The sequence below is a fragment of the Agrobacterium sp. SORGH_AS_0745 genome (genome assembly GCF_030818995.1).
Lineage (GTDB): Bacteria > Pseudomonadota > Alphaproteobacteria > Rhizobiales > Rhizobiaceae > Agrobacterium > Agrobacterium tumefaciens.
In genome coordinates, this window is the sequence record NZ_JAUTBI010000003.1 from 1359393 (window position 1) to 1382224 (window position 22832).

The window sequence follows — 22832 nt, forward strand, 5'->3', positions numbered from 1 at the left end:
GTGCTTGGACCTGATAGGACAGCCCAAACAACAGGCAAACAGCAAATGACTTTTAAAGACAAGCCGAAGCGTGACGGTGGCAAGACTTTTAGCCGCGACAAGAAGCCGAAAGGCCCCGGCAAGCCCGCCGCAGAGCGTGAAAAGAAACCGGTAGAAGCCAAGGCGGCTCCGGTGCAGGAAGCCGTTATGGGCACCAAGCCAGAGCGCATTTCCAAGATCATGGCGCGCGCCGGCGTTGCCTCGCGCCGCGATATCGAGCGCATGATCATGGAAGGCCGCGTGTCGCTGAACGGCGTCAAGCTGGACACCCCGGTGATGAACGCGACTCTTTCCGACAAGATCGAAGTGGATGGCATGCCCATCCGCGGGGCTGAGCGCACGCGCCTGTGGCTTTACCACAAGCCCGCTGGCCTGGTGACGACCAATTCCGACCCGGAAGGCCGCCCGACCGTTTTCGACAATCTGCCGGGTGAATTGCCGCGTGTGCTCTCTATCGGCCGCCTCGACATCAATACCGAAGGCCTGCTGCTGTTGACCAATGATGGCGGTCTCTCCCGCGTGCTGGAACTGCCGACGACCGGCTGGCTGCGCCGCTACCGCGTGCGCGCCCATGGCGAGGTCGATCAGGCAGCGCTCGACAAGCTGAAGGAAGGCATTGCCGTCGACGGCGTGCTTTATGGCGCTATCGACGCGACGCTCGACCGCACCCAGGGTCACAACGTCTGGATCACCATGGGTCTGCGCGAAGGCAAGAACCGCGAGATCAAGAACGTGCTCGGCGCGCTCGGCCTTGAGGTCAACCGCCTGATCCGTATCTCCTACGGCCCGTTCCAGCTTGGCGATCTGCCTGAAGGCAAGGTGCTTGAAGTGCGTGGCCGCATGCTGCGTGACCAGCTTGGTCCGCGCCTCATCGAACAATCCGGCGCCAATTTCGACGCGCCGATCTACGATGCGCCTGTCGCCGACGATGAAGAAGAAAATACGCCCAAGCGCGCGCCCCGGTCCGAATGGGCAAAGAGCGATGCGCCGGAAGGCAAGCCGCGGTTCGACAGGGCTGCCGGCAAACCGGAAGATCGCCGCGAAAAGGCGCTCGGCCGTCTCGACACCAAGCGCGGTGACAAGCCAGCCGGCAAGTTCGGTGGCAAACCTGCCGGGAAATTCGGCGCGAAAACCCGTGGCGAAGAGGATGGCGAAGAACGCCGCCCCGCCCGCCCGCCCGCGGGCACCAGCCGCACGGCCAATGTCTGGATGGCGCCCGGCGCAAAGCCCACCCGTGATGGCAAGGAGCGGAAGTTTTCTGCCCGCGCGGAAGCGGAAAGCCTGTTCAAGAAGCCATCCGCCCAGGCGGAAGCGCGCCGCAACGTCGTCAGGCATGCCGATTCCGAGGGCGAGTGGATCCGTTCGGATTCCCCGCGCGAAGAGGAAGGCGGTCGTGGACGTGGCGACGGCCCGCGCGGTGGAAAGAGCTTTGGAGATCGCGGCGGGAAATCCTTCGGTGACCGTCCGTTCCGTGACAAGCCACGTGAAGCGGGAGATCGCCCGCGTGGCGACGGTCCTCGCGGCGAGAAGAGCTTCGGAGATCGCACCGCACGCGGTGGAAAACCGTTTGGCGACCGTCCGTTCCGTGACAAGCCACGTGAGGAGGGTGATCGCCCGCGCAGCGACCGCCCACGCGGCGAGAAGAGCTTCGGAGATCGCACGGCACGTGGTGAGAAACCTTTCGGTGAGCGTCCGTTCCGCGACAAGCCCCGCGAAGACGGTGATCGCCCACGCGGCGACCGGCCTTTTGGTGACAAGCCAAGAGGCGCAAAACCGGGTGGCAAACCCGGCGGCAGGCCCGCATCGGGCAAGCCTTCTTTTGGAAAACCGGGTGAACGTGGCGAACGTTCGGGTTTTTCAGGCAAGGGCAAAGGCCCCGGTGGCGGTAGCGGCCCCGGCGGCGGCAAACCGGGCGGCAAAGGCCCGGGTGGCAAACCTTCTGGTGGCAGGGGAATGACACGTAATGCGGATCGTAGGCGGTGAGTTCCGCGGCCGAAATCTGGCCGCGCCGAAAACAAATTCCATTCGTCCGACAATCGACAGGACACGGGAAAGCCTCTTCAATATTCTAAGCCACGCCTATCCGGAAAGTCTTGACGGTACGCGCGTTCTGGACGTTTTTGCCGGAACGGGCGCGGTCGGGCTGGAGGCGCTTTCGCGTGGCTGTCGTGTGGCGCTCTTCGTCGAAAACGGCGTTGAGGGCAGGGGGCTGTTGTGGGAAAATATCGATGCGCTGGGGCTGCATGGGCGTGCCCGCATCCTGCGGCGTGACGCGACCAAGCTTGGCGGCGTCAACAATATCGAGCCCTTCGATCTACTGTTCGCCGATCCGCCCTATGGCCAGGGCCACGGGGAGAAGGCATTTGCTGCTGCCCATGCTGGCGGCTGGCTGGCACCCGGTGCGCTCGCCATTCTGGAAGAGCGCGGCGATGTTGTGGTCAATGTCGAGCCGGTGTTCAAACCGCTCGAAAGCCGCATCTTCGGTGACTCGAAAATGCACTTCTACCGCTACGAGCCCTAGAGCATTTCCAGCAAAAAACGGCCCCGGTTTCCGTGCGGAAATGCCGCAAAACAAAGAGTTAGAGTGTTTTCGCGATTTGAAGAAAAGCGAAAACGCTCTGACGGCAGCACTTTCCCGTCACGTCACGGTCTTGTCTTGTTTGCCGAATAGGCAGAGGCTTTGCCGTGGAAAGGGTCTTGGGTATTTGGCATGGAGCAGGGTGTAAACGACAGCGTCACAATGGTTCACGCCGGGCAAGAGGCAATCGATGCCAGCCGCGAGAGCGGTCATGAGCCGACATTCGGCCTGGCGCTCGGCGGCGGTGGCGCACGCGGCATCTGCCACATCAACGTTATCGAGGCATTCGACGAACTAGGCATTCGCCCGGTCGCGCTTTCCGGCTCCTCCATCGGCTCCATCATCGCAGCAGGCATGGCGGCCGGCATGAGCGGCAAGGAAATCCGCGAATATACGCTTGAACTCATGGGGCGGAAGGGTTCGGTCGCCAACCGTCTCTGGAGCCTTGGCCCCGCATCCATGCGCCATGCGGTCGATGGTTTTCGTCTTGGCCAGTTCAATCTCGAACTCATTCTGCACGCCTTGATGCCGCAAGCCCTGCCGAAGGATTTTTCCGAACTTGCCATTCCCCTGAAAGTGGTGACCACGGATTATTATGCGCAGACCGAAGTGGTGGTGGAAACCGGCGAGATCATCCAGGCGCTGGCGGCTTCTGCGGCTATTCCGGCTCTATTCATGCCGGTGCGTGTCAACGGCCGCATCATGATCGATGGCGGCATCTTCAATCCCGTGCCCTATGAGCATCTGATGGATCAGGCCGATATCGTCGTCGGCATCGATGTGGTTGGCGGCCCTGAAGGTGACGGCACCACCATGCCGAACCGGCTGGACAGCCTGTTCGGCGCCAGTCAGCTGATGATGCAGGCGGCCATTGCCCTGAAACTCAGATTGCGCCCGCCGCATATTTTCCTGCGCCCACCAGTGCACCGTTTCGGCGTGCTGGATTTCCTCAAATCGGAAGAAGTTCTGAACGCTTCCGCCGGGATCAAGGATGATCTGAAACGGCAGATCGAAATGCAGGTGGAACTGTTCCATCGCGGGCAGGGCGTGGAGGCTTGAGCGGTACTCCTTGAGTATTCGCTATGGGCGAGCGCGTGCCGCTTAGTGGGTGACTGCTATTTCACCCTCGTCTTCGTCCTCTTCTTCCTCGCGCTTTTCCACCTTGTTCTTCGGCTTCATCAGTGGCTCGGGCTTCACTTCGCGCACCGGCTTGTTGTGCAGCATCTGCCTGCCGGCGGCGAGCCCCTCCACGGCTTGTAGCTGCAATCTCTCCTCGTCGCGCTCGCGTATGTCGTCGGAAATGGCAAGCGCCCTTTCGCCGTCCATGTCCAGCCCTTCCAGAATGCGGCGGCCAAACAGCAGGCCGGATTCCAGCGTCTCGCGGATTTCGTATTCCACACCCTTTTTCCTGAGATCGAGGGAATGAATGCGGTCATAGGAGCGGGCATAGATGCGCACGCTTGGAAATTCCGACTGGATCATGTCGATGATGCGGTCGGTGACTTCCTTTTTATGGGTGCAGACCGCCACGAGATCGGCGCGCTCTATGCCAGCCGCGATCAGCACGTCCTTGCGTGTACCATCGCCAAAAAAGATGCGGAAACCGAAGCGGGATGCCTGACGTACACGATCAGCCGAACTGTCGATGACAGTCACGTCGCGCCCACCGGCAAGCAGGATTTGCGAGGCGATCTGGCCGAAGCGCGAAAAGCCGATCATCAGCACATCGGCGCCAGCCCCGTCAAAATCCTCGTCCAGCGTGTCCTCATCGGCATCCTCCGCCGTCAGCCGGCGAGAAACCACTGCCAGCAGCGGCGTCAGCGCCATGGAAAGCGTCACGATGGCGACAAGGATGGAAGCCGTCGCCTGCGGAAACAGGCGGGAGGCGGCAGCAGTGGAAAATAGCACGAAACCGAATTCGCCGCCCTGCGCCAGCAGCAGCGCGATACGGCTCGATGCATAACGGGACGAACCGGCGATGCGGCACAGCCCATAGATTACGGCCGCCTTCACAGCCATCATCGCCGGCACGGCGATCAGGATGAGAAGAATGTGCTCGTAGACGATGTTGATGTGCAGCGACATGCCGACAGCCATGAAGAACAGCGCCAGAAACAGCCCGCGAAACGGCTCGATATCGGCTTCCAGCTCGTGCCGATAAGAAGATTCCGACAGCATCAGCCCGGCCAGTAGCGCACCCATGCCCATCGAAAGCCCAACCGCCTCCATGATGGCGGCCGCACCGATGACGACGAAGAGGGCGGCGGCGATCATCACCTCCCGCGCGCCCGTGCGGGCGATGATCTGGAACATCGGCGTCAGCAGATAACGCCCGGCCAACACCATGCCCGCCACCGCGACAACGGAGGCGACGAGATCGTAGGCCATCGAATCCGTCGGCACGTCCGGGCGGTTGGAAAGAATGGTGACAAGGGCGAGAAGCGGTACGATGGCGAGATCCTGAAACAGCAGGATCGAGAAGGACCGGTTGCCATGCCGCGTATTCATGTCGCCATCGTCTTCAAGAATCTGCAACGCAAAGGCGGTGGAGGAGAGTGCAAGGCCGAAACCCGCAACGAGGCTGCCGCGCGCGTCGATCAGTCCGGCCCACCAGGCAATCAATGCCAGCACGCTGCCCGTCACCAGCACCTGCGCCAGCCCGAGCCCTAAAATATCGCGCCGCATCTGCCATATGCGCGATGGCTTGAGTTCGAGGCCGATAATGAAGAGCAGGAAAACCACGCCCAGTTCCGAGACGTTGAAGATATCTTTCGCGTCTGTCACCAGATGCAGGAACGGCCCGATGACGATGCCCGCCACCAGATAACCGAGCACGGTGCCAAGGCCGAGTTTGCGGAAAATCGACGCCGCAATGACAGCGCCGGCCAGAAGCAGCAAGGGTTCGGAAAAGAGAGCGTCGTGCTCGGTCATGCTGGCTGACTTTCGAATATGGTGGCGACAAAGCCTTGTCGATGGAGAAAGCGGCGTTTCGCCCTTGATGCGGGGTTGATGGCACAATAAATGGAACAGGAATGAAAGGCCAACTCATGTCCTCAGAAATAGATTCTTCCAAACTTCTCGATCGCGCCAGCGAGCTTGTCGATCTTGCCCGTGCTGCAGGCGCGGATGAGGCGGATGCCGTCGTCGTCCGCTCTCGCTCGCAATCGGTCGGCGTCCGGCTTGGCAAGGTGGAAAGTACCGAATCCTCCGAAAGCGATGATTTTTCGCTTCGCGTTTTCGTCGGGCGGCGGGTGGCGAGCGTTTCGGCCAATCCCGGCTTCGACCTGAAGACCCTGGCGGAACGGGCGGTGGCCATGGCGAAGGTTTCGCCGGAAGACCCCTTCGCCTGCCTGGCAGACAAGGAACGGCTCGCAACCTCCTACGACGATCTCGAGCTTTTCGATGCGACCGAGGTCTCTACAGATCAATTGCGTGAGGCAGCGCTCGCCTCGGAAGAGGCGGCGCTTGCCGTCAAGGGCGTCAGTAATTCCTCCGGTGCTGGCGCATCGAGCGGCATGGGCGGCCTCGTCCTTGCCACCTCGCACGGTTTTTCCGGCAGCTACATGGGCAGCCGTTTCAGCCGTTCCGTCAGTGTCATCGCCGGCGAGGGCACGAAGATGGAGCGCGACTACGATTTCGACAGCCGCCTCTATTACGCTGATCTGGATGCAGCCGAAGAGATCGGCCGCCGCGCCGGCGAAAAAGTCGTGCGGCGGGTCGGCCCGCGTCAGGTCGATACCGGCAGCAATATTACCGTGGTTTTTGATCCCCGCATCGCGCGCGGTTTCGTCGGCGCCATTGCCGGCGCGATCAATGGCGCTTCCGTTGCTCGCAAGACCAGCTTCCTGCGCGACAGGATGGGGCAGCAGGTTCTGAAAAAGGGCCTTTATCTGACAGACGATCCGCAGATTGTTCGTGGCCCCTCGTCGCGTCCTTTCGATGGCGAGGGTGTCCGGGGCGAGAAGATGACGATGATCGAGGACGGGGTGCTGAAGCATTGGTTCCTCTCTACCTCGGCAGCGCGTGAACTCGGCCTTGAAACCAACGGTCGCGGCGTGCGCGGTGGCACCTCGGTATCGCCGTCCTCAACCAATCTCGCGCTGGAGCCAGGCGATATTTCGCCGGAAGATCTGCTGAGGGACGTCGGAACCGGCTTTTACGTCACCGAATTGATTGGCCACGGCGCCAACATGCTCACAGGTGAATATAGCTGCGGTGCGAGCGGCTTCTGGATCGAGAATGGTGAAAAATCCTTCGCGGTTTCCGAGGTCACCATCGCTTCGAACCTGAAGGACATGTTCATGCGTGTCACGCCGGCTAACGATATCGACCGTAAATACGGTGTCGCAGCACCGACACTTGCTATCGAAGGCATGACGATAGCGGGCAAGTGAGGCGACCTGCGGGTTGTTTTCGCCAGCACTTTGTGTGCAAGTGCGAAGGGAAAAACAGGCGCGCCGTATGAGGCGCGCGGAAAAGACGGCAAAATGAACGATATGGCTGAGGCCCGCTGGGCTTCCGATCTGAGGCTGGTCCTCGAAGCCGCACGCAAGGCGGGCGAGACGGCCCTCGGTTTCTTCCGCAAGGACCCCGAGGTCTGGTGGAAGAATGGCGGGCTTTCACCGGTCAGCGCGGCCGATTACGCGGCAAACGAAATTCTCGAAACCATCCTGCGTACCGCCCGGCCGGAATATGGCTGGCTTTCGGAAGAGACGGATGACGATACGACAAGGCTGGCCCGCTCCACCGTCTTCGTCATCGATCCCATCGACGGAACGCGCGCCTTCATCGGTGGGCGGGATACCTGGTGCGTCAGCGTCGCGGTGGTGCATGAGGGTCGACCCGTCGTTGCCGCCCTTGTCGCGCCTGCACTCGCAGAGGAATTTACCGCACTTGAAGGCGGCGAAGCGCTGAAGAATGGCAAGCCGATTTCAGCCGCCCGCGAAAACACCGGCGTTTTCCATCTGGCCGCACCGGAAGACGTGATTACGCATCTGCCGGAAGAGGTGCGCAGCACCGTCAAGCGCATTCCGCATGTGCCCTCGCTCGCCTACCGGCTGGCGATGGTGGCGGATGGCCGCATCGATGGAACGCTGGTCAAGGCGAACTCGCACGAGTGGGATCTGGCCGCCGCAGACCTGATCCTCGAAAGGGCAGGCGGCAGTCTGGTCGGACTTGATGGAAAACCCCTGATGTATAATCGCCGCGAGGTAAACCACCCCGCATTGTGCGCTGCAGCAGAATATGCGCTTCCCGCGCTTTTGAAAGCGTTTTCACATCTGTCCGATGGTTGACGTTTGCCCGGAAATCCCGCAGATGAGGGGCTCTCAGAGCTTAAGAAAGAGACAAGACATGACGGAATCTGGCAAACAGAAACAGCTGCTGCACCTTGTGTTCGGCGGCGAACTGGAAAATCTTCAGGATGTTCAGTTCCGGGATTTGAATGCGCTCGATATCGTCGGCATCTATCCTGACTACGCTTCCGCGCTGACCGCGTGGAGATCCAAGGCGCAGATGACTGTTGATAACGCCCATATGCGTTATTTTATCGTGCATATGCACCGTCTTCTCAATCCCGACGATAAAAATTGAGTCCTTTTGCCCTTGCGTTGTAATACTATTGGGTGAAGGCGAGTTTTCCCGCGATTCCTGCCCGGAATGGCAGGCAGGAAATTCGATTGCGAGAAAACGTGATCGCGCTTTTGTTTCCGATGATAAAAAATGACGCAATTTGAGAAGAAGTAGGCGGCGATAACAACAAAGAACAGGGGCAGGGCATTGCGCGGAATGATCAAGGGCAGAATGTCATGAGCAGCCGTATCGCACGTTTCGCTCTTTCCGGTTACAGGATTGCCGGTATCGCCGCTTATCCGTTTGCACGGCCTTATCTTTCCTATCGGGCCGCAAAGGGCAAGGAAGACAAGCGCCGCCGTCTAGAACGTTTCGGTTACGCCAGCGCGGAGCGCCCCCGTGGCCCGCTCGTCTGGTTCCATGCCGCAAGTGTCGGCGAAACGCTCGCCCTCATTCCGCTGATCCGGGAAATACGCAAGCGCGATATCTTCGTGCTTTTGACCACAGGCACCGTCACCTCGGCCGAGCTGACCCGTACCCGGCTTGGCGATGATGTGATCCACCAATATGTGCCGCTCGACATCAAGATCGCGGTCAACCGTTTCCTCGCCTACTGGGCACCGGATGCCGCCATCACCGCTGAATCAGAAATCTGGCCGGTGACGATGATGGAGCTGGAGCGCCGGCACATTCCGCAGATCCGGGTCAATGCGCGGCTCTCAGACCGTTCCTTCGACCGCTGGAACAGCCGGCACGACATTGCGGAATCGCTGTTTTCCAAGCTGGCGCTGGTGGTTGCGCAATCCGATGTCGATGCTGAACGCTTCCGTGATCTCGGCTCCTGGCCGGTGGTTATATCCGGCAACCTCAAGGGCGATACGGATCCGCCGCCTTGCGACGAAGCTCTGCTCGAGCACTATCGCAGGCAGATCGGCACCCGCAAGACATGGGCGGCGATCTCCACCTTCGACGGTGAAGAGAAGGCAGCAGCCACCGTGCATGCGGCGATCAAGTCGCGCAACGGTCAATTGACCATCATCGTGCCGCGCCACCCCGAGCGCGGCGACGACGTGGAAGCCATGCTGAAGGGCATGGGGTTGACCGTGGCGCGCAGAAGTCGCAACGACGTGATCACGCCGGAAACCGATATCTTCCTCGGGGATTCCATTGGCGAAATGGGGCTTTACCTGAGGCTCACCGAACTTGCCTTCGTCGGCCGTTCGCTGACGGCCGAGGGTGGGCAGAACCCGCTGGAGCCGGCAATGCTGGGCTGCGCCGTACTGTCAGGCGCGCATGTACAGAATTTCCGCGAGGCCTATCAGAAGCTGATCCGCGCCGGCGGCGGGCGCATCGTCCGCGATGTCGAGATGCTGGCCAAGGCGGTGCATTACCTCCTGGTCAACGACAATGAACGCTACAAGATGATCGATGCCGGCAACCGGGTCATTCAGGACATGCGCGGCGCGCTTTCCGCCACCGTCAAGGCGCTGGAGCCCTACATCAACCCGCTCACAGTCACCGCCAAGCTGCAACCGCGGAGTGCCATCGGTTCATGGTAGCGGATATGGAGATTGATGCGACCCGATCGATTGCCGCTGTCCTTTTCGACAAGGACGGTACGCTGTTGGGTTATGACGCAAGCTGGGGGCCGGTGAACCGCGAACTTGCGGCGATTGCGGCCAAGGGCGATCCCGTTCTTGCGGACCAGCTTCTCGCCGCCTGCGGCATGGATCCGGTTACCGGGCATGTGGTGCCCGACAGTCTTTTGGCTGCCGGCAATACGGCGGAGATAGCTGCCGGTCTCGTCGCCGCCGGTTCGCCTTGCGATGTCGTGGAGTTGACTGCGCGGCTCGACCGGCTATTCACTGAAGCAGCGGATAAATCCGTGCCGGTCACCGATCTCAAGGCATTTTTCGCAAGGCTCAAGGCACGCGGCTACAAGCTTGGCATCGCCTCCAGCGACAACGAAAAATCCATCCGCCAGACGGCGATCCGTTTCGGTTTCGAAAGCGATGTCGATTTCGTCGCGGGTTATGACAGCGGTTACGGCACGAAGCCGCAACCCGGCATGGTTCTCGGTTTCTGCGACGCGATTGGTCTTGCGCCTGCGCGCGTGGCAGTGGTCGGCGACAATAATCATGATCTGCACATGGCAAGAAATGCCGGCGCAGGATTGCGCATTGCCGTTCTCACCGGAACCGGCTCGCGCGAAAGCCTTGGCGCCGACGCCCATTATTGTTTCGATGATATTACCGCGCTGGAAACCCTGCTTCCGGAACGCGTTGTTTAGGTCATGTCCCCGCAGTGCGCGCCACTTGTCGCACAAGATGGGAAGAGACAAGCTGCGCATGTATAGCCGGGTTTTGCAATTCAGGGTTTTTTCTGGCAAATACCCATGTGACTTATCGAATTTAAGCGCAATGCCGTGGGTGATGCGGCCGGGAGCAGGCATATATGGTTTCTGAAGCGCCGCCTTTCTGGTGGCAGAAAGCAGGCTGGCAAGCCTGGCTGTTATCACCGTTTTCCCTTCTCTACGGCAATATTGCCGGCCGGCGGATGCGCACGGCAAAACGGGCGAGCGTTTCCGTTCCGGTCATCTGCATCGGCAACTTCACCGTTGGTGGTGCCGGAAAGACGCCGACCGCAATGGCAATCGCCCGAGCCGCCACCGCAAAGGGCCTGAAACCCGGCTTCCTGAGCCGTGGTTATGGCGGCACACTTGATGTCACCACCCTCGTCGATCCCGCGCAGCACCGCTCCGCTGATGTCGGCGATGAACCCCTGCTGCTTGCCCGCGAGGCGGTGACGGTCATCTCCCGCAAGCGGGTGGAAGGGGCACATCGGCTGGTGAAGGAGGGCGTGGATCTCATCATCATGGATGATGGCTTCCAGAGCGCACGCCTGACGCTGGATTATGCGTTGGTCGTTATCGATACGGTGCGTGGCATCGGCAACGGCCATCTTGTGCCGGGCGGCCCGGTCCGGGCGCCGCTTGCCGAACAGATGCGGCATATGTCCGGACTCTTGAAGGTCGGTAACGGCCATGCGGCCGATCCGCTGGTCAGAACCGCGGCAAAGGCCGCCAAACCGGTTTTCGTCGCGGCGATAAAGCCGCAGGAACCGCAGGATTTCAGGGGAAGGCGCGTGCTGGCCTATGCTGGTATCGCCGATCCCGCCAAGTTTTTCCGAACTGTCGAGGGGCTTGGTGGCGAAATCGTGCTGCAGCGCTCCTTTCCTGACCATCACCATTTCAGCGATGACGAGATCGCCGATCTTCTGCAGGACGCGGATAAGGAAAACTTGCAGCTGGTGACAACGGCCAAGGACGCCGTTCGTCTTAACGGGCACCATGGCCGTGCGGAAGAATTGCTGTGGAACAGCCTGGTGATCGAGGTCGACATGGTGTTCGACGATCCCAATGCGGCCACAACGATCATCGAGACGGCGGTGCGGAACTGCCGCGCCCGTTTGCTGCGGGAAAATGCGCGGACGTCAATTTAGAGCATCTCGTAACGCAAGCCGCCGGGCACTCATCCCCTCATTCCTGTGCTTGTCACAGGAATTGAGCAGCCCTCAGCGCGAAAAGAAGAATTCGCACACGCGGCCATTTCGGGCGTGCTTCCGCGCCTGATCAGGCGGGCAAATTACCAGCCTTGCGCTCTGCCTCCAGTGAGGCGCTGGCATCCACATAGGCTTCCTGCCGGGCGACGCTCCAGTAGCGCAGCTCGTCGACCGGAATGGTCTTGCCGGTGATGGCGCATATGACATGCGAGCCGGTCTGCACGATCCGGAAGTCACCGTCGAGATATTCGATGACGGCGATGCGGTTTCCGCCTCCCTCAAATCTGTTCATCCGTTTTCGTCTCCTGCTATGTCCTGTCAGTGCATCCAGCCCGAAACGGCGTAGCGTTCTCCTGAACAATCCGGATGCTCCAGTCCCTTGAATTTATATCGCTGAGCTACGCCCAAGGCCAGCCCTGCCTGCTGCCCCCTGGGTTAAGGCTCAGCTTCGGCCGAAGAGACGTTCTATATCGGAAAGTTTTAGCTCAATATAGGTCGGACGACCGTGATTGCACTGTCCTGAACCCGGCGTGTTTTCCATCTGCCGTAAAAGCGCGTTCATCTCCTCCGGCCGCATGCGCCGCCCTGAACGCACCGAGCCGTGGCAAGCCATGGTGGCGGCGACATATTCCAGCTTGTTGGCAAGCGTGGAGGCAGCTTCCCATTCAGCGATCTCGTCGGCAAGCTGCCGCACCAGCCCCTGCACGTTGACCTCGCCAAGCATCGCCGGCGTTTCGCGAACCGCGACCGCCCCCGGCCCGAAACGCTCGATGACCAGTCCCAGTGCATCGAAACCAGCCGCATGGTCCATCAGCCGGTCGCAATCCTCTTCGGGAAGGTCGATGATCTCAGGAATGAGCAACACCTGTGAAGGCGGGCGTCTGGAATGCAGCGCATTGCGCATTTCCTCAAACACCAGCCGTTCATGCGCCGCATGCTGGTCGACGATGACGAGGCCGTCTTCCGTCTGCGCGACGATGTAGTTCTGGTGCAACTGCGCCCGCGCGGCGCCGAGCGGATATTGTGACGGTTCCAGCGACGAGCTTGCAGAGGCCTCGTAAACCTCGCGGGGTTCTGCCCGCGCGGTCGGCATGGTGATGTCGGAAAAGCGCGATTGCACGGCCTCGGCAAATTGCATGTTCCCGGAAATGGCAAGCGGTCGGGAAGGCGAGGCCGCGGCGGACCATGTCGCAGCGGCAGACGGTCGGAGATTGGACGGGCTGTAGCCGGGGCGAAAGGCGTTCATCATCTGGCTGGCACCAGTCGTCGCCGCCCTGTCACCGTCGCGGGTCAGCGCCTGGCGGATCGCACCGACGATCAGCCCGCGAACGAGACCGGGATCGCGGAAGCGCACATCTGATTTCGCCGGATGCACGTTCACGTCGACAAAGGCGGGATCGAGCGTCAGGGACAGCACTGCGACCGGATATCGCCCGTGCGGCACGGTTTCGGCATAGGCACCGCGAATGGCGGACAACAGCAATTTGTCCTGCACCGGGCGACCGTTGACGAAAACATATTGATGCGCCGAGTTGCCGCGGTTGAAGGTCGGCACGCCGGCAAAACCGGAGAGCGTTACATCCTCGCGCCCGGCATCGATTTCGATGGCGTTGTCCTTGAACTCGGCACCGAGAATCTGCGCCATGCGGGCAAGGTGATCGTCGCCGGTGGAAGGGATTTCAAGCGTGGAGCGGTCGGTGCCTGACAGCACGAAGCGGATATGCGGAAAGGCAATTGCCATCCGCTTGACGACTTCGGTAATGGCGGCTGCCTCCGCTCGCTCCGTCTTGAGGAATTTCAGCCGTGCGGGCGTCGCGAAAAACAGGTCGCGCACCTCAACGATGGTGCCGGCATTGGCGGCGGCGGGCCGGACCTCGGAGACTTTGCCGCCGGTGACGGAGATCACCGAACCCTGTTCTGCGCCGTGTTGCCGGCTGGTGATGGAAAGCTTGGCAACCGAGCCGATGGAGGGCAGGGCCTCGCCGCGAAAGCCAAGCGTGCGGATATCGTCAAGCGTGGTGGATATTTTCGAGGTGCAATGGCGTCGTACCGCAAGCTCCAGATCGGCAGGCGACATGCCGGAGCCGTTATCGGTGATGCGCACCAGTCCCTTGCCACCGCCCGCCGTGGCGATTTCGATGCGCGTTGCGCCCGCGTCGATGGCGTTTTCCACCAGCTCCTTCGTGGCGCTGGAGGGTCTTTCGATGACCTCGCCGGCGGCGATCTGGTTGATGAGGGTTTCTGAAAGCTGCTTGATGGCCATGATCGTCATTTTCGCGGATTCGTCACGGCTTCGAAAGCAAAAAACTCAAGTCGTGAAAGTTTGCACATGTTTTGCGGCCTGCCCGGCGTTTGATCATTTCCGTTCAACGCCAGGATAAGCGTTAATCCGCCTTTAATCGGCCTTGCATATGGTGAGGCGGCTTGAAATGACTGCAGGAACGAGGCCCCCCTTCGCCGGGTGGTGTGACGTCGTATATGGGTGAACGTCATCTTCCCCTCAAGACTGCTTCAAGTAGCGAACCCTGATGTCTCTTTTGCGGAATTTACCGTTTCATCCCGGCATTTGCCTCGGACGATTCCAATAGAAACATAAGCCTGACCCTGAAAACAGGTGGGAGTTTGCAGTTGAGTGATTTGGCGTCCTCCGGCGCGGGCGTTCATACGGTGATGCTTGATGCCCTTTGCGACGCGCTTGGCGCGGCGATCGTCGTTTACGACCGGAACGATCACATCGTTTTCGCAAGCCGGAAGCTTTTGAGTTTTTTTCCACTGCAAGAGGCCGTTATCGGGCCGGGCGCGCGGCTGCGCGACTATCTGAGCGCGCTTTACGATTGTTATCTTCTGGAAGCGGAAAGCCTGTCCGCCAATGCCCGGCAGCTGGGACGCGAGGAATGGATTGGCGAGCGGCTGGCGCTGCACTGGAAGGAAAGGTCTGAAAAAACCGAGCGGCTGAAGGGGGAGCGCTTCCTGCGCTTCGTCATGAACCGCCTGCCTTCCGGGCTGGGCATCAGCGTCGTTGCCGATATTTCCGAACAGAAGAAAAGAGAAGAACAGTGGCGCATCGACCTCGAACGCGTGCAACTGATCGAAGACATTCTCGACAATCTGCCGTTTCCGGTCCTCGTCAAGGACCGGAACCTCGCCTATGTCGCCGTAAATAAAGCCGCCTGCACTATGGTCGAGACCAGTGCAGAGAGCATTCTCGGCCGCACGGTTTTCGATCTGCATTCGCGCCAGGTCGCAGGCCGGATCGACGCTGCCGATCGCATGGTGCTGGACAGCGGCACGCCGAGCATCCTTCCCGAAAGGGTGAGGCGCGCGAATGGTGAAGAGGTGCTGACGATTACTCGCAAGCAGCGGGTGGGTCGGCCTGGCCGGCATTTTCTGGTCACGACGATGGAGGACGTGACCGCGCTCGCCACCATCGACGCGAACGGCATGCCCATTATCCCCTCGCTCGAACATGTCGATTTCGTCGCCTCCACCTATGGCAAGGATGAAGATCGCGATTCCGCAGGCGGTCTGCTGAAAAGCAAGGCAGTGCTGGTGGTTTCCGGAAACGGGCGCTTTGCCGAAGCCGCCTGCCACCGGCTTGCCGCGAGCGGCATGGATCATGCCGTGGTGAGGAGCGAGGAAGAACAGCGTAGTTTCATCGATATCGCCGCTTCCGCAGGCGTCGGCATCGATGTCGTCGTTGTCGACGCCCAGATGAGTGTCACATGCCTCGATATCGCGGCTGCGCATGACCTGCCGGTCGTCACCATCGAGGAAGAGGAGATCGACGCTTCGCTGCTGCATTATCTCGCCGTCGGCCTCAAATCGTCTCCGAAGGAAAAGTCCTCCGACGAGGACTGGGAGATCATGACCGAGAACCTGCCCAAAATCCTCAAGACTGGCGGCGTCTGCGAGATACTTCTCGTTGAGGACAACAGGGTCAACCAGATCGTCTTCTCACAAATCCTTGAGGGATTGGGGCTGTCCTGGCGGCTTGCCACGTCGGGTGAGGAGGCGTTGCGTCTTTTTGCGGAACAGGCGCCGTCCGTCGTCCTGCTCGACACCACGCTTGGCGATATCGACGGTTTCGAGGTCGCCCGCCGTATGCGTGCACTGGCCGGCGACGAGCGCATTCCCATCGTCGGCGTCATCACCCACGCTTTCGAGGGCGATCTCGACAAATGCCTGGCGGCGGGCATGGAGGACATGCTGCTGAAACCCGTCAGTCCCGATATGGTCGATGCCGTTTTTCTGCGCCTTTTCGGCAAGGATGCCCTGCGGCTGCAAGCCTGAAGCTCCTCCATTTCGGTTTTTTTGTTCGAGCCGCTGGCCTTGCGGAAACGCCGACGCATTTTCGGTGCGCGGTTCTATGGCTTTTTTAATACTTGCCCTGCATTGTGATCGCGGTCGACACGGGATTCACGAGATGCAGGAATGAAACGGGCAGAGCCGCAGGCGTTGCACGTCAGCCAGAACGAGCTGCAGGCGATGGCTTACAGCGATCCGCTGACGGGGCTTGGCAATCGTTACCGTTTGCGGGACAAAATCCGCATGCTCGCCAGCGAGCGTTCCAGCGATCCCGCGCCCTTCACCGTCGGCATTGCGAATATTGACGGCTTCAAACCCATCAACGATCTTTTCGGCGTGCAGGCGGGCGACGAGATTTTGTGCCAGGTCGCGCATCGGCTGAAGGCTTGCATTCCCGATGGCGCCGCCGTGACGCGCCATGATGGCGACGAGTTCGCCTTCGTGCTGCCGCTGGTATTCGAACGCACCGGCGCAGAGCGCATCGGCAACATGATCAAGGACGTGCTTTCTGCGCCTTACGATCTCGGCGACCGCAACGTCCGGCTTTCCTCCTCCTTCGGTTTTGCCATCTATCCCTTCGCCGGCGATGATTTCGAGGATTTGCTGAAAAGCGCCGAGACTGCGCTTTACCGCTCCAAGCGCCGTGGTCGTGGCCAGATAACGGTCTATTCGCGCGAGATTGCGCAGGAAATGAAGCGCGCCACCCAGCTGGAACAGGCGTTGCGTAACGCCATCATCACCGATGCGATCGACGTGCATTTCCAGCCCATCGTCAGGCTGGAAGAAGCGAAGGTCATCGGTTTCGAGGCACTCGCCCGCTGGAACGACCCCGATCTCGGTTTCGTGTCGCCCGCCGTTTTCGTGCCGCTGGCCGAAGAACGCGGTTTCATCGACGCGCTGTCGGAAGCGCTGCTGAGGAAGGCGGCGGAAGCGGCGCTGTTCTGGCCGCGAGAGCTTTTCCTGTCCTTCAACCTGTCTTCCGCGCAATTGATGGACCCCGGCACAGCGGATAATATTCTGTCCATCCTGTCGCGTGTCGGCCTTGATCCGCACCGGCTGGAGCTTGAAATCACCGAAACCGCTGTCATGACATCCGCCGATACCGCGCAGCGCATCATCAGCGAATTGCAGGGTGCGGGTGTTCGTATCTCTCTCGACGATTTCGGCACCGGCCAGTCGAGCCTTGGCCGTCTGCGCGACTTTACCTTCGACAAGGTCAAGATCGACCGCGCCTTTGTCTCCCGCATCAGCAGCGACCGTCCTTCGGAACATATCATCAAGGCCATCGTCGCCATGTGCGAAGGGCTTGATCTCGAGGTCGTCGCGGAGGGTATCGAGGAGCAGGCGGAAGAGGAAAAACTGCGCGCGCTCGGCTGCGCTATGGGGCAGGGCTATTTTTACGGCCGCCCCGCCGATGCCGCCGCCACGCAGCGCTACCTTCACGAAAACTATCGCGAGATCCTGTCGGATATTCCCTGAGAAATGGAATGGCCTTGCACATAAGGCTGTAGGGACCTCCCCAACCTCATCCCTGTGACGAGCACAGGAATGAGAAGGCGGCACGCGCCGCGCTTCACAACCGGTAGAGCGGCTCGAACCTGCCCTTGATCTCAATCCCGAGCTCGAATGTCTTTCCGTGCTGCGGATTGGCGGCAATGGCGTCGTCGTCAAGATTTTCGCGGGCGGATGTGATGAGAAGGCGCGACGCATCGGGGCCGATGAAGGCCGGGCAGGTGGTCTGTCCCGCTGGCACCAGATAGCGTTCGATGTGGTTGCCGTCGGCATCGTAACGATCGACCGCACCCATACCCCAGCGGGCGTTCCAGATATGCCCTTCCGCATCGCAGACCGATCCGTCTACGCCACCGTCGATGCCGGCGGTGTCAATGAACACCTCTGCCTTGCCGGTGGGAAGTCCCGTCTCGGCATCGAGCGGCACCCTCATCAGCTCGTTGACCTTGGTGTCGACGTAATATCCGGTCGCGCCATCGGGCGAAAAGCAGATCGAATTTGGAATGCTGACATCGGCAAACAGCTTGGTCACGGTTCCCCTGGCAACGTGGTAGATGCTGCCCGCGCCGATTTGCGCCTTACGGCCCATGGTGCCGATCCACAGCGCGCCCGAGGGATGCATACGCCCGTCATTGGAGCGGTTGTCGGGCATGTCCTTTTCAAGCTCCGCATGCAGCGTCAACACGCCGGTTGCCGTATCGCGAAGGAAAAGGCCGTCATCGGAGGCGATCAATTGCTTGTGGTCGCTGATTTTCGCCAGTGCGCTGCCCATGAAGGGCAGGGCGTGCACCGTTTTGCGGCCGGAGGCGAGATGCAATTCATGCAGTTCGCGCCCGATGATATTGAACCACCAGGCCGTGCCGGTCGCCGGGTCGAAAGTCGGGCCTTCGCCAAGCGTCATCGGCGTTTCGTCAAGAACACGTCCGGCAAAGGGAAAAACGGTCGCCATGCTTTTATCCTCCAATTGCTGCATCATAGGCCGAAAGTGTGACGATGGCGCGCTCGCGCACCTCCGCGGCCGTCATGCCGGGCTTATAGAGACTGGTGCCAAGCCCGAAAGCGAGGATGCCGGCGTTGGTATAGTCGGCGAAATTCTTGTCCGAAACACCACCGACGGCGGCAATGACCAGATCCTTCGGCAGGATCGTCCGGATCGCATTGATGCCGGACGGGCCGATGATGCTGGCGGGAAAGAACTTCAGCCCGGTTGCTCCGGCCTTTGCGGCAACCAAAGCCTCGGTCGGAGTCAGAACGCCCGGCATCGTCACCATGCCCTTGACGCGCGCGGCGGAGATGACGTCGGCATCGGCGTTGGGGCTGACCATCAGTTTGCCACCGGCGGCGTCCAGCGCATCCACGTCTTTCGTGCTGAGCACGGTGCCGGCGCCGATCAGGCAATCGGCGGGCGCCATCTTTGCGGCGATCTCGATCGAGCGGAACGGATCGGGCGAATTGAGCGGGATTTCGATGGCGCGGAAGCCGGTCTCGATCAGCGCGCCGACGACGCCTTCGGTTTCCTCGGGTTTAAGGCCGCGCAGGATGGCGATCAGCGGATATTTCATGGCGGGGAAGGGGATACGCATGTTGGGTCTTTCGTCCTTGAGCGGGATGGCGAAAAGCGTGAGCGGTTTTCGCCTGGAATTCCGCTCCACTGAATAATCTATGACCAGATGGCATTTGCGGCGGCTAACAACCCGCGCCGAACGGCCTCGTCTGCGTCGATGACAGTATATTGAATCTCAAGGGCTGCGAATGCACCCTCGTAAAGCGCGCCGAGCGCGCCGGAGCCGATCAGCACCACCGGCGTGTCCCGCCGTACGGAGGAATGCGCACCGGCGATTTCCAGTCCGATCATGATGCCGGAAAGCTTGGCCTTGGCGTCTGTCGCGGTGAGGCCGTGCAGCAATTGTCCGGAGCGCAGGGTGAACAGACGGTTGGTGGCGAGCTGCGGATTGGCGTAGATATCGCGCACGGCCGCCCTGAATACCTCGTGCTCGCCGGTAAAGGCTTCGGCTTCTGCCACCGCATGGGAAAGGATGGTCTGTTTCGAGATGACCTCGAACAGCTCACCGGTCATGAAGGTGGCAAAGCCCGTCACGTCGCTGCCATCCACCGTTACCCATTTGGAATGGGTGCCGGGCATGCATACCAGCTTCCTTCCGCCACCGGCAGAGCTGAGCGCACCGAGCAATTGCGTTTCTTCGCCACGCATCACATCAGGTGCGTTTTTGTCCCGCTGCGCCAACCCCGGCAAAATGCGGACATCCCGCTCCTGACCCGGCACGCGCACCGCACCATCGAGAACCGCTGAAAGCGATGCAGGCACGTCGATATAACCGGCCTCCACCCAGCCCTGCCGCGCACCCGCCATGCCGCAGATAAGAACCGGCAGTTTTTCCGGTGCACCGATGGCATCGAGATGCGATTGCAGCACCTCCGTAAAGCCGGTCCGCATGGCCGTGGTCATGCCTTCAGCACTTCTGCGCTCAGCCAGCACCGCGCCGGACCGGCTGAGCAGCCAGAGCCGGAAACTGGTCGTGCCCCAGTCGACGGCGATAAAAGCGGGTTCAGACATTATAACAGGCCTCCGTCTACGATTATGGATTGCGCGGTGATCGCGCTCGATGCCGATGATGCGAGAAACAGGCACGGACCCACCAGATCGGCGGCGACAAGCGTGCGCTTGAGACATTGCCGTGCCGTGGTCGAGGTGACGTCGTCGTCCGTCAGCCACAATTCTTTCTGCCGTTCCGTCACGATCATGCCCGGCAGCAGCGTGTTGACGCGGATATTTTCCGGCCCCAACCGTCCGGCCAGGCTTTTCGTCAGGCCGATGATGCCGGCCTTGGCTGCCGCATAAGAAGGAAGCTCGCCCATGTTCAGCAAAAACGAAATCGAGGAGAAATTGATGATGGCTGCGTCCTGCGCCTGCCGCAGATGTGGCAAGGCGGCCTGAACCGTGAAGAACATCTGCTTGAGATTGACGGCCTGATTGGCATCCCAATAGGCTTCTGTGACGGTATCGATCTCGTGGCGGTCGTCCCATGCGGCATTGTTGACGAGCACCTTGATGCCGCCGGTTGCAGCTGCTGCCGCCTCCACGCTCTGCCGGGTCGCCGCAATATCGCGCAGGTCGGTCTTGAAGAAATGGACCGGATGGCGTGCGGCATGAGCAAGCCGCGCAACGAGCGCCACACTCGGCTCTTCGGCGATGTCGATGAACGCGACCCTTGCGCCCTGCGCCGCAAAGGCCTCCACCAGCGATGCCCCGATGCCGGAGCCGCCGCCGGTGACGAGCACGCCCGCGTCCTTGAGGTCAGGGAAATGGGCTTGCATCATCGACATCGTCTCGTCCAGTGAGGGGCTTGATTGTTCCATTATTTGGAACTAGATTTTACTAAGTGGAATTATTCTCTTGGCCGCAGGCTTATGTCAAGACAGATGACGGTGGATGTTGCCATGCCCGATCACAAAAACCCAAATGACAGCGAGCATGAGGTGGTTCCTGCCTTGGATCGAAAAAAGGAAAGCGTAACCGGCACGCTTGGTAAGGCCGTCTCGCTTCTGGAGCTTATCGCCCTTGCCGAAAAACCGATGCGCTTCACCGACGTTGTCGAGGCTTGCGGCCAGCCGCGCGGCACGGTGCACCGCCAGCTCGCCCATCTCGTGGCCGAAGGTCTGGTCGATCATGTCGCCGACCAGACCTATGTCGTGGGTCTGAGGCTGCTGCAATTGGCTGCCAAGGCCTGGAGCGGCAATGATCTGCGCAGCGTTGCCGCGCCGCATCTGGCGGCATTGCAGGAGGCGACGCAGGAATCCGTGCATCTTGCCGTTCTGAACGGCGGGCAAGTCACCTATTTGGACAAGATGGAGGGCAAGCATACTTTGCGCATGCATTCGCAGGTGGGCAAGACATCCCCCGCCTACTGCACAGGGGTGGGCAAGGCCGCGCTGTCAATGCTTTCCCCTGACGAACTCGCTGCACTTGCCGCAGAGCTGGACTTCCACCGCTTCACGCAAAATACGATCGTAACCCCGCAAATGCTGGCGCAGGATGTGGCCACCATTCGCAGCAATGGCTACGGTTTCGACCTTCAGGAGCATGAAATCGGCATCCACTGCGTTGCCGCGCCGGTAAGGGCGCCGGGGCGCAATTTTCTCGCGGCGATTTCCGTCACCGGCCCAGCCTATCGCGTGGATGTGGAGCAACTGCGGAAATGGGGTCCTCTGGTGCGCGAAACGGCCGATCAAATTTCGGCGGAACTTGCCTGCAGATTATCTCCGGTTGCGAATGGTTGAGAAAAATGGATGCGTGAAGCTGTTGGTTTCCGCTCCAAAAACGGCAGATCGCGCGCCGATGCGTGTAAGTGAAATCTTATTTTCGATTATTCGGAATTAAGTTTCAACTTTTGTTTGCATGAATCATTTTGGCGAGTAACATCCGCGCAATTTCCGCACGAAGGCAGGCCTTTGCGGCGGTATTTTCTCTTTTTTGAAGAACCGCTTCATGCAGAAAACAGAGACGGCCGCCGTTCAGTCGATTGGTGTTGATTGCGTTCGCGAGATCGCCGGTCTCAACACGCAATTCGATATATTCCGGTTTTTGAAACGGCTGACGGAAGCCTGGGGATTCAAGGCCTTCATGGTGCTTGACCTCTCGGCCGAAATGGCGAGCGAATTGTCGCAATGCACCATCATCACCAGCTGGCCGGCCGAGCTTTTGCAGCGTTATGATGAAGAGGGCATGCTGCAGAGAAGCCGGGTGATGGCGCAGTTGAAAAAATCGACCACACCCTTTTCCGTCTCTCTGGATTTTCTGGTCAGCGGCGACGAAAACGCGCCGAAGAAACCGGTCATCGGACTTTTTGAGCGGTTCGATATGATCAATTCGGTGTGGTTTCCTGTTCACGACATCACCACGATGCGGGGAGCGGTGTCCTTTTCCGGTAACAAAACGACTTTGCCCACCAGCCAGCTAGCGGAACTTTTTTACATTTCCAGCCACATCTTTGCCCGGCTATCTGAAATCCGCCGCCTTGACCTGCGGGTTCCCGAGACATTGAACGAGCGCGAGATAGATTGTCTGAACTGGACGGCCGCCGGCAAGACCAGCGCCGAGATCGCTGAAATCATGATGCTCTCGGAACATACCATCAATCACTACCTGAACCGTGCGACGAAAAAACTCGATACGGTCAACCGCACCCAAGCCGTCGCAAAGGCGCTCCGGGTCGGTCTGATTAAATAGCGAAACCGCAAATTTATC

General features: G+C 60.2%; 20 protein-coding genes. 13 read left to right on the forward strand and 7 right to left on the reverse strand.

Going from position 1 to position 22832, the window contains the following annotated elements:
* Positions 1-45: 45 nt before the first annotated feature.
* From QE432_RS16290 to QE432_RS16300, 3 genes are all read left to right on the forward strand, one after another.
* Positions 46-2022, forward strand: coding sequence for a pseudouridine synthase (locus tag QE432_RS16290; protein WP_142851140.1), 1977 nt, complete (start codon positions 46-48; stop codon positions 2020-2022).
* Positions 2003-2560 (forward strand): 16S rRNA (guanine(966)-N(2))-methyltransferase RsmD, encoded by a 558-nt coding sequence (gene rsmD, locus QE432_RS16295; RefSeq protein WP_004432183.1) that lies wholly within the window; start codon positions 2003-2005, stop codon positions 2558-2560. Before QE432_RS16290 ends, rsmD begins: the two co-directional genes overlap by 20 nt.
* Positions 2561-2749: 189 nt before the next feature.
* Positions 2750-3676, forward strand: coding sequence for a patatin-like phospholipase family protein (locus QE432_RS16300; protein ID WP_174045011.1), 927 nt, complete (start codon positions 2750-2752; stop codon positions 3674-3676).
* A 42-nt stretch (positions 3677-3718) separates the two neighbouring features.
* On the opposite strand, the gene QE432_RS16305 is transcribed toward QE432_RS16300, so the two are convergent.
* Complete coding sequence (locus QE432_RS16305) at positions 3719-5548, reverse strand: monovalent cation:proton antiporter-2 (CPA2) family protein (protein WP_004432178.1); 1830 nt, start codon at positions 5546-5548, stop codon at positions 3719-3721.
* A 116-nt stretch (positions 5549-5664) separates the two neighbouring features.
* Here QE432_RS16305 and QE432_RS16310 point away from each other — a divergent pair, with 116 nt between their 5' ends.
* From QE432_RS16310 to lpxK, 6 genes are all read left to right on the forward strand, one after another.
* Entirely contained in the window at positions 5665-7011 is a 1347-nt protein-coding gene (locus tag QE432_RS16310; protein ID WP_004432174.1) for a TldD/PmbA family protein, read from the forward strand.
* A 93-nt stretch (positions 7012-7104) separates the two neighbouring features.
* A complete protein-coding gene (locus QE432_RS16315) occupies positions 7105-7911 on the forward strand; it encodes a 3'(2'),5'-bisphosphate nucleotidase CysQ (RefSeq protein WP_004432172.1) in 807 nt (268 codons plus the stop codon).
* A gap of 58 nt (positions 7912-7969) precedes the next feature.
* Positions 7970-8209: a DUF4170 domain-containing protein gene (locus tag QE432_RS16320; protein ID WP_019564234.1), complete on the forward strand. Its 240-nt coding sequence runs from the start codon at positions 7970-7972 to the stop codon at positions 8207-8209.
* 215 nt (positions 8210-8424) lie between these two features.
* Complete coding sequence (gene waaA, locus QE432_RS16325; protein WP_149909651.1) at positions 8425-9747, forward strand: lipid IV(A) 3-deoxy-D-manno-octulosonic acid transferase; 1323 nt, start codon at positions 8425-8427, stop codon at positions 9745-9747.
* Entirely contained in the window at positions 9741-10478 is a 738-nt protein-coding gene (locus QE432_RS16330; protein ID WP_019564232.1) for an HAD family hydrolase, read from the forward strand. Before waaA ends, QE432_RS16330 begins: the two co-directional genes overlap by 7 nt.
* A 164-nt stretch (positions 10479-10642) precedes the next feature.
* Positions 10643-11689 carry a tetraacyldisaccharide 4'-kinase gene (gene lpxK / locus QE432_RS16335; protein ID WP_306624958.1) on the forward strand — a complete coding sequence of 349 codons (1047 nt, stop codon included), beginning with the start codon at positions 10643-10645 and terminating at the stop codon, positions 11687-11689.
* A gap of 130 nt (positions 11690-11819) precedes the next feature.
* On the opposite strand, the gene QE432_RS16340 is transcribed toward lpxK, so the two are convergent.
* Both QE432_RS16340 and mutL read right to left on the reverse strand, forming a co-directional pair.
* Complete coding sequence (locus QE432_RS16340) at positions 11820-12041, reverse strand: DUF2093 domain-containing protein (protein WP_003519053.1); 222 nt, start codon at positions 12039-12041, stop codon at positions 11820-11822.
* 150 nt (positions 12042-12191) lie between these two features.
* The gene (gene mutL, locus QE432_RS16345) at positions 12192-14012 is read right to left on the reverse strand and encodes a DNA mismatch repair endonuclease MutL (protein WP_306627077.1); all 1821 of its coding nucleotides are present in this window, start codon (positions 14010-14012) and stop codon (positions 12192-12194) included.
* A 407-nt stretch (positions 14013-14419) separates the two neighbouring features.
* On the opposite strand from mutL, the gene QE432_RS16350 reads away from it, so the two are divergent.
* Positions 14420-16039: a response regulator gene (locus QE432_RS16350; RefSeq protein ID WP_162690542.1), complete on the forward strand. Its 1620-nt coding sequence runs from the start codon at positions 14420-14422 to the stop codon at positions 16037-16039.
* 141 nt (positions 16040-16180) lie between these two features.
* Positions 16181-17533, forward strand: coding sequence for a putative bifunctional diguanylate cyclase/phosphodiesterase (locus QE432_RS16355; RefSeq protein WP_003519050.1), 1353 nt, complete (start codon positions 16181-16183; stop codon positions 17531-17533).
* A gap of 94 nt (positions 17534-17627) precedes the next feature.
* On the opposite strand, the gene QE432_RS16360 is transcribed toward QE432_RS16355, so the two are convergent.
* The 4 genes from QE432_RS16360 to QE432_RS16375 all read right to left on the reverse strand — a co-directional run bounded on the left by QE432_RS16360 (position 17628) and on the right by QE432_RS16375 (position 20911).
* Positions 17628-18515, reverse strand: coding sequence for an SMP-30/gluconolactonase/LRE family protein (locus QE432_RS16360; protein WP_306624959.1), 888 nt, complete (start codon positions 18513-18515; stop codon positions 17628-17630).
* 4 nt (positions 18516-18519) lie between these two features.
* A complete protein-coding gene (locus QE432_RS16365; protein WP_041694518.1) occupies positions 18520-19149 on the reverse strand; it encodes a 2-dehydro-3-deoxy-6-phosphogalactonate aldolase in 630 nt (209 codons plus the stop codon).
* Positions 19150-19226: 77 nt separating this feature from the next.
* Positions 19227-20141 carry a 2-dehydro-3-deoxygalactonokinase gene (locus QE432_RS16370; protein WP_013635571.1) on the reverse strand — a complete coding sequence of 305 codons (915 nt, stop codon included), beginning with the start codon at positions 20139-20141 and terminating at the stop codon, positions 19227-19229.
* Complete coding sequence (locus tag QE432_RS16375) at positions 20141-20911, reverse strand: SDR family NAD(P)-dependent oxidoreductase (RefSeq protein WP_041694310.1); 771 nt, start codon at positions 20909-20911, stop codon at positions 20141-20143. Before QE432_RS16375 ends, QE432_RS16370 begins: the two co-directional genes overlap by 1 nt.
* Positions 20912-20995: 84 nt before the next feature.
* Here QE432_RS16375 and QE432_RS16380 point away from each other — a divergent pair, with 84 nt between their 5' ends.
* Both QE432_RS16380 and QE432_RS16385 read left to right on the forward strand, forming a co-directional pair.
* Complete coding sequence (locus QE432_RS16380; protein ID WP_306624961.1) at positions 20996-21865, forward strand: IclR family transcriptional regulator; 870 nt, start codon at positions 20996-20998, stop codon at positions 21863-21865.
* 208 nt (positions 21866-22073) lie between these two features.
* Complete coding sequence (locus QE432_RS16385) at positions 22074-22814, forward strand: helix-turn-helix transcriptional regulator (protein WP_025592618.1); 741 nt, start codon at positions 22074-22076, stop codon at positions 22812-22814.
* Positions 22815-22832: the final 18 nt, after the last annotated feature.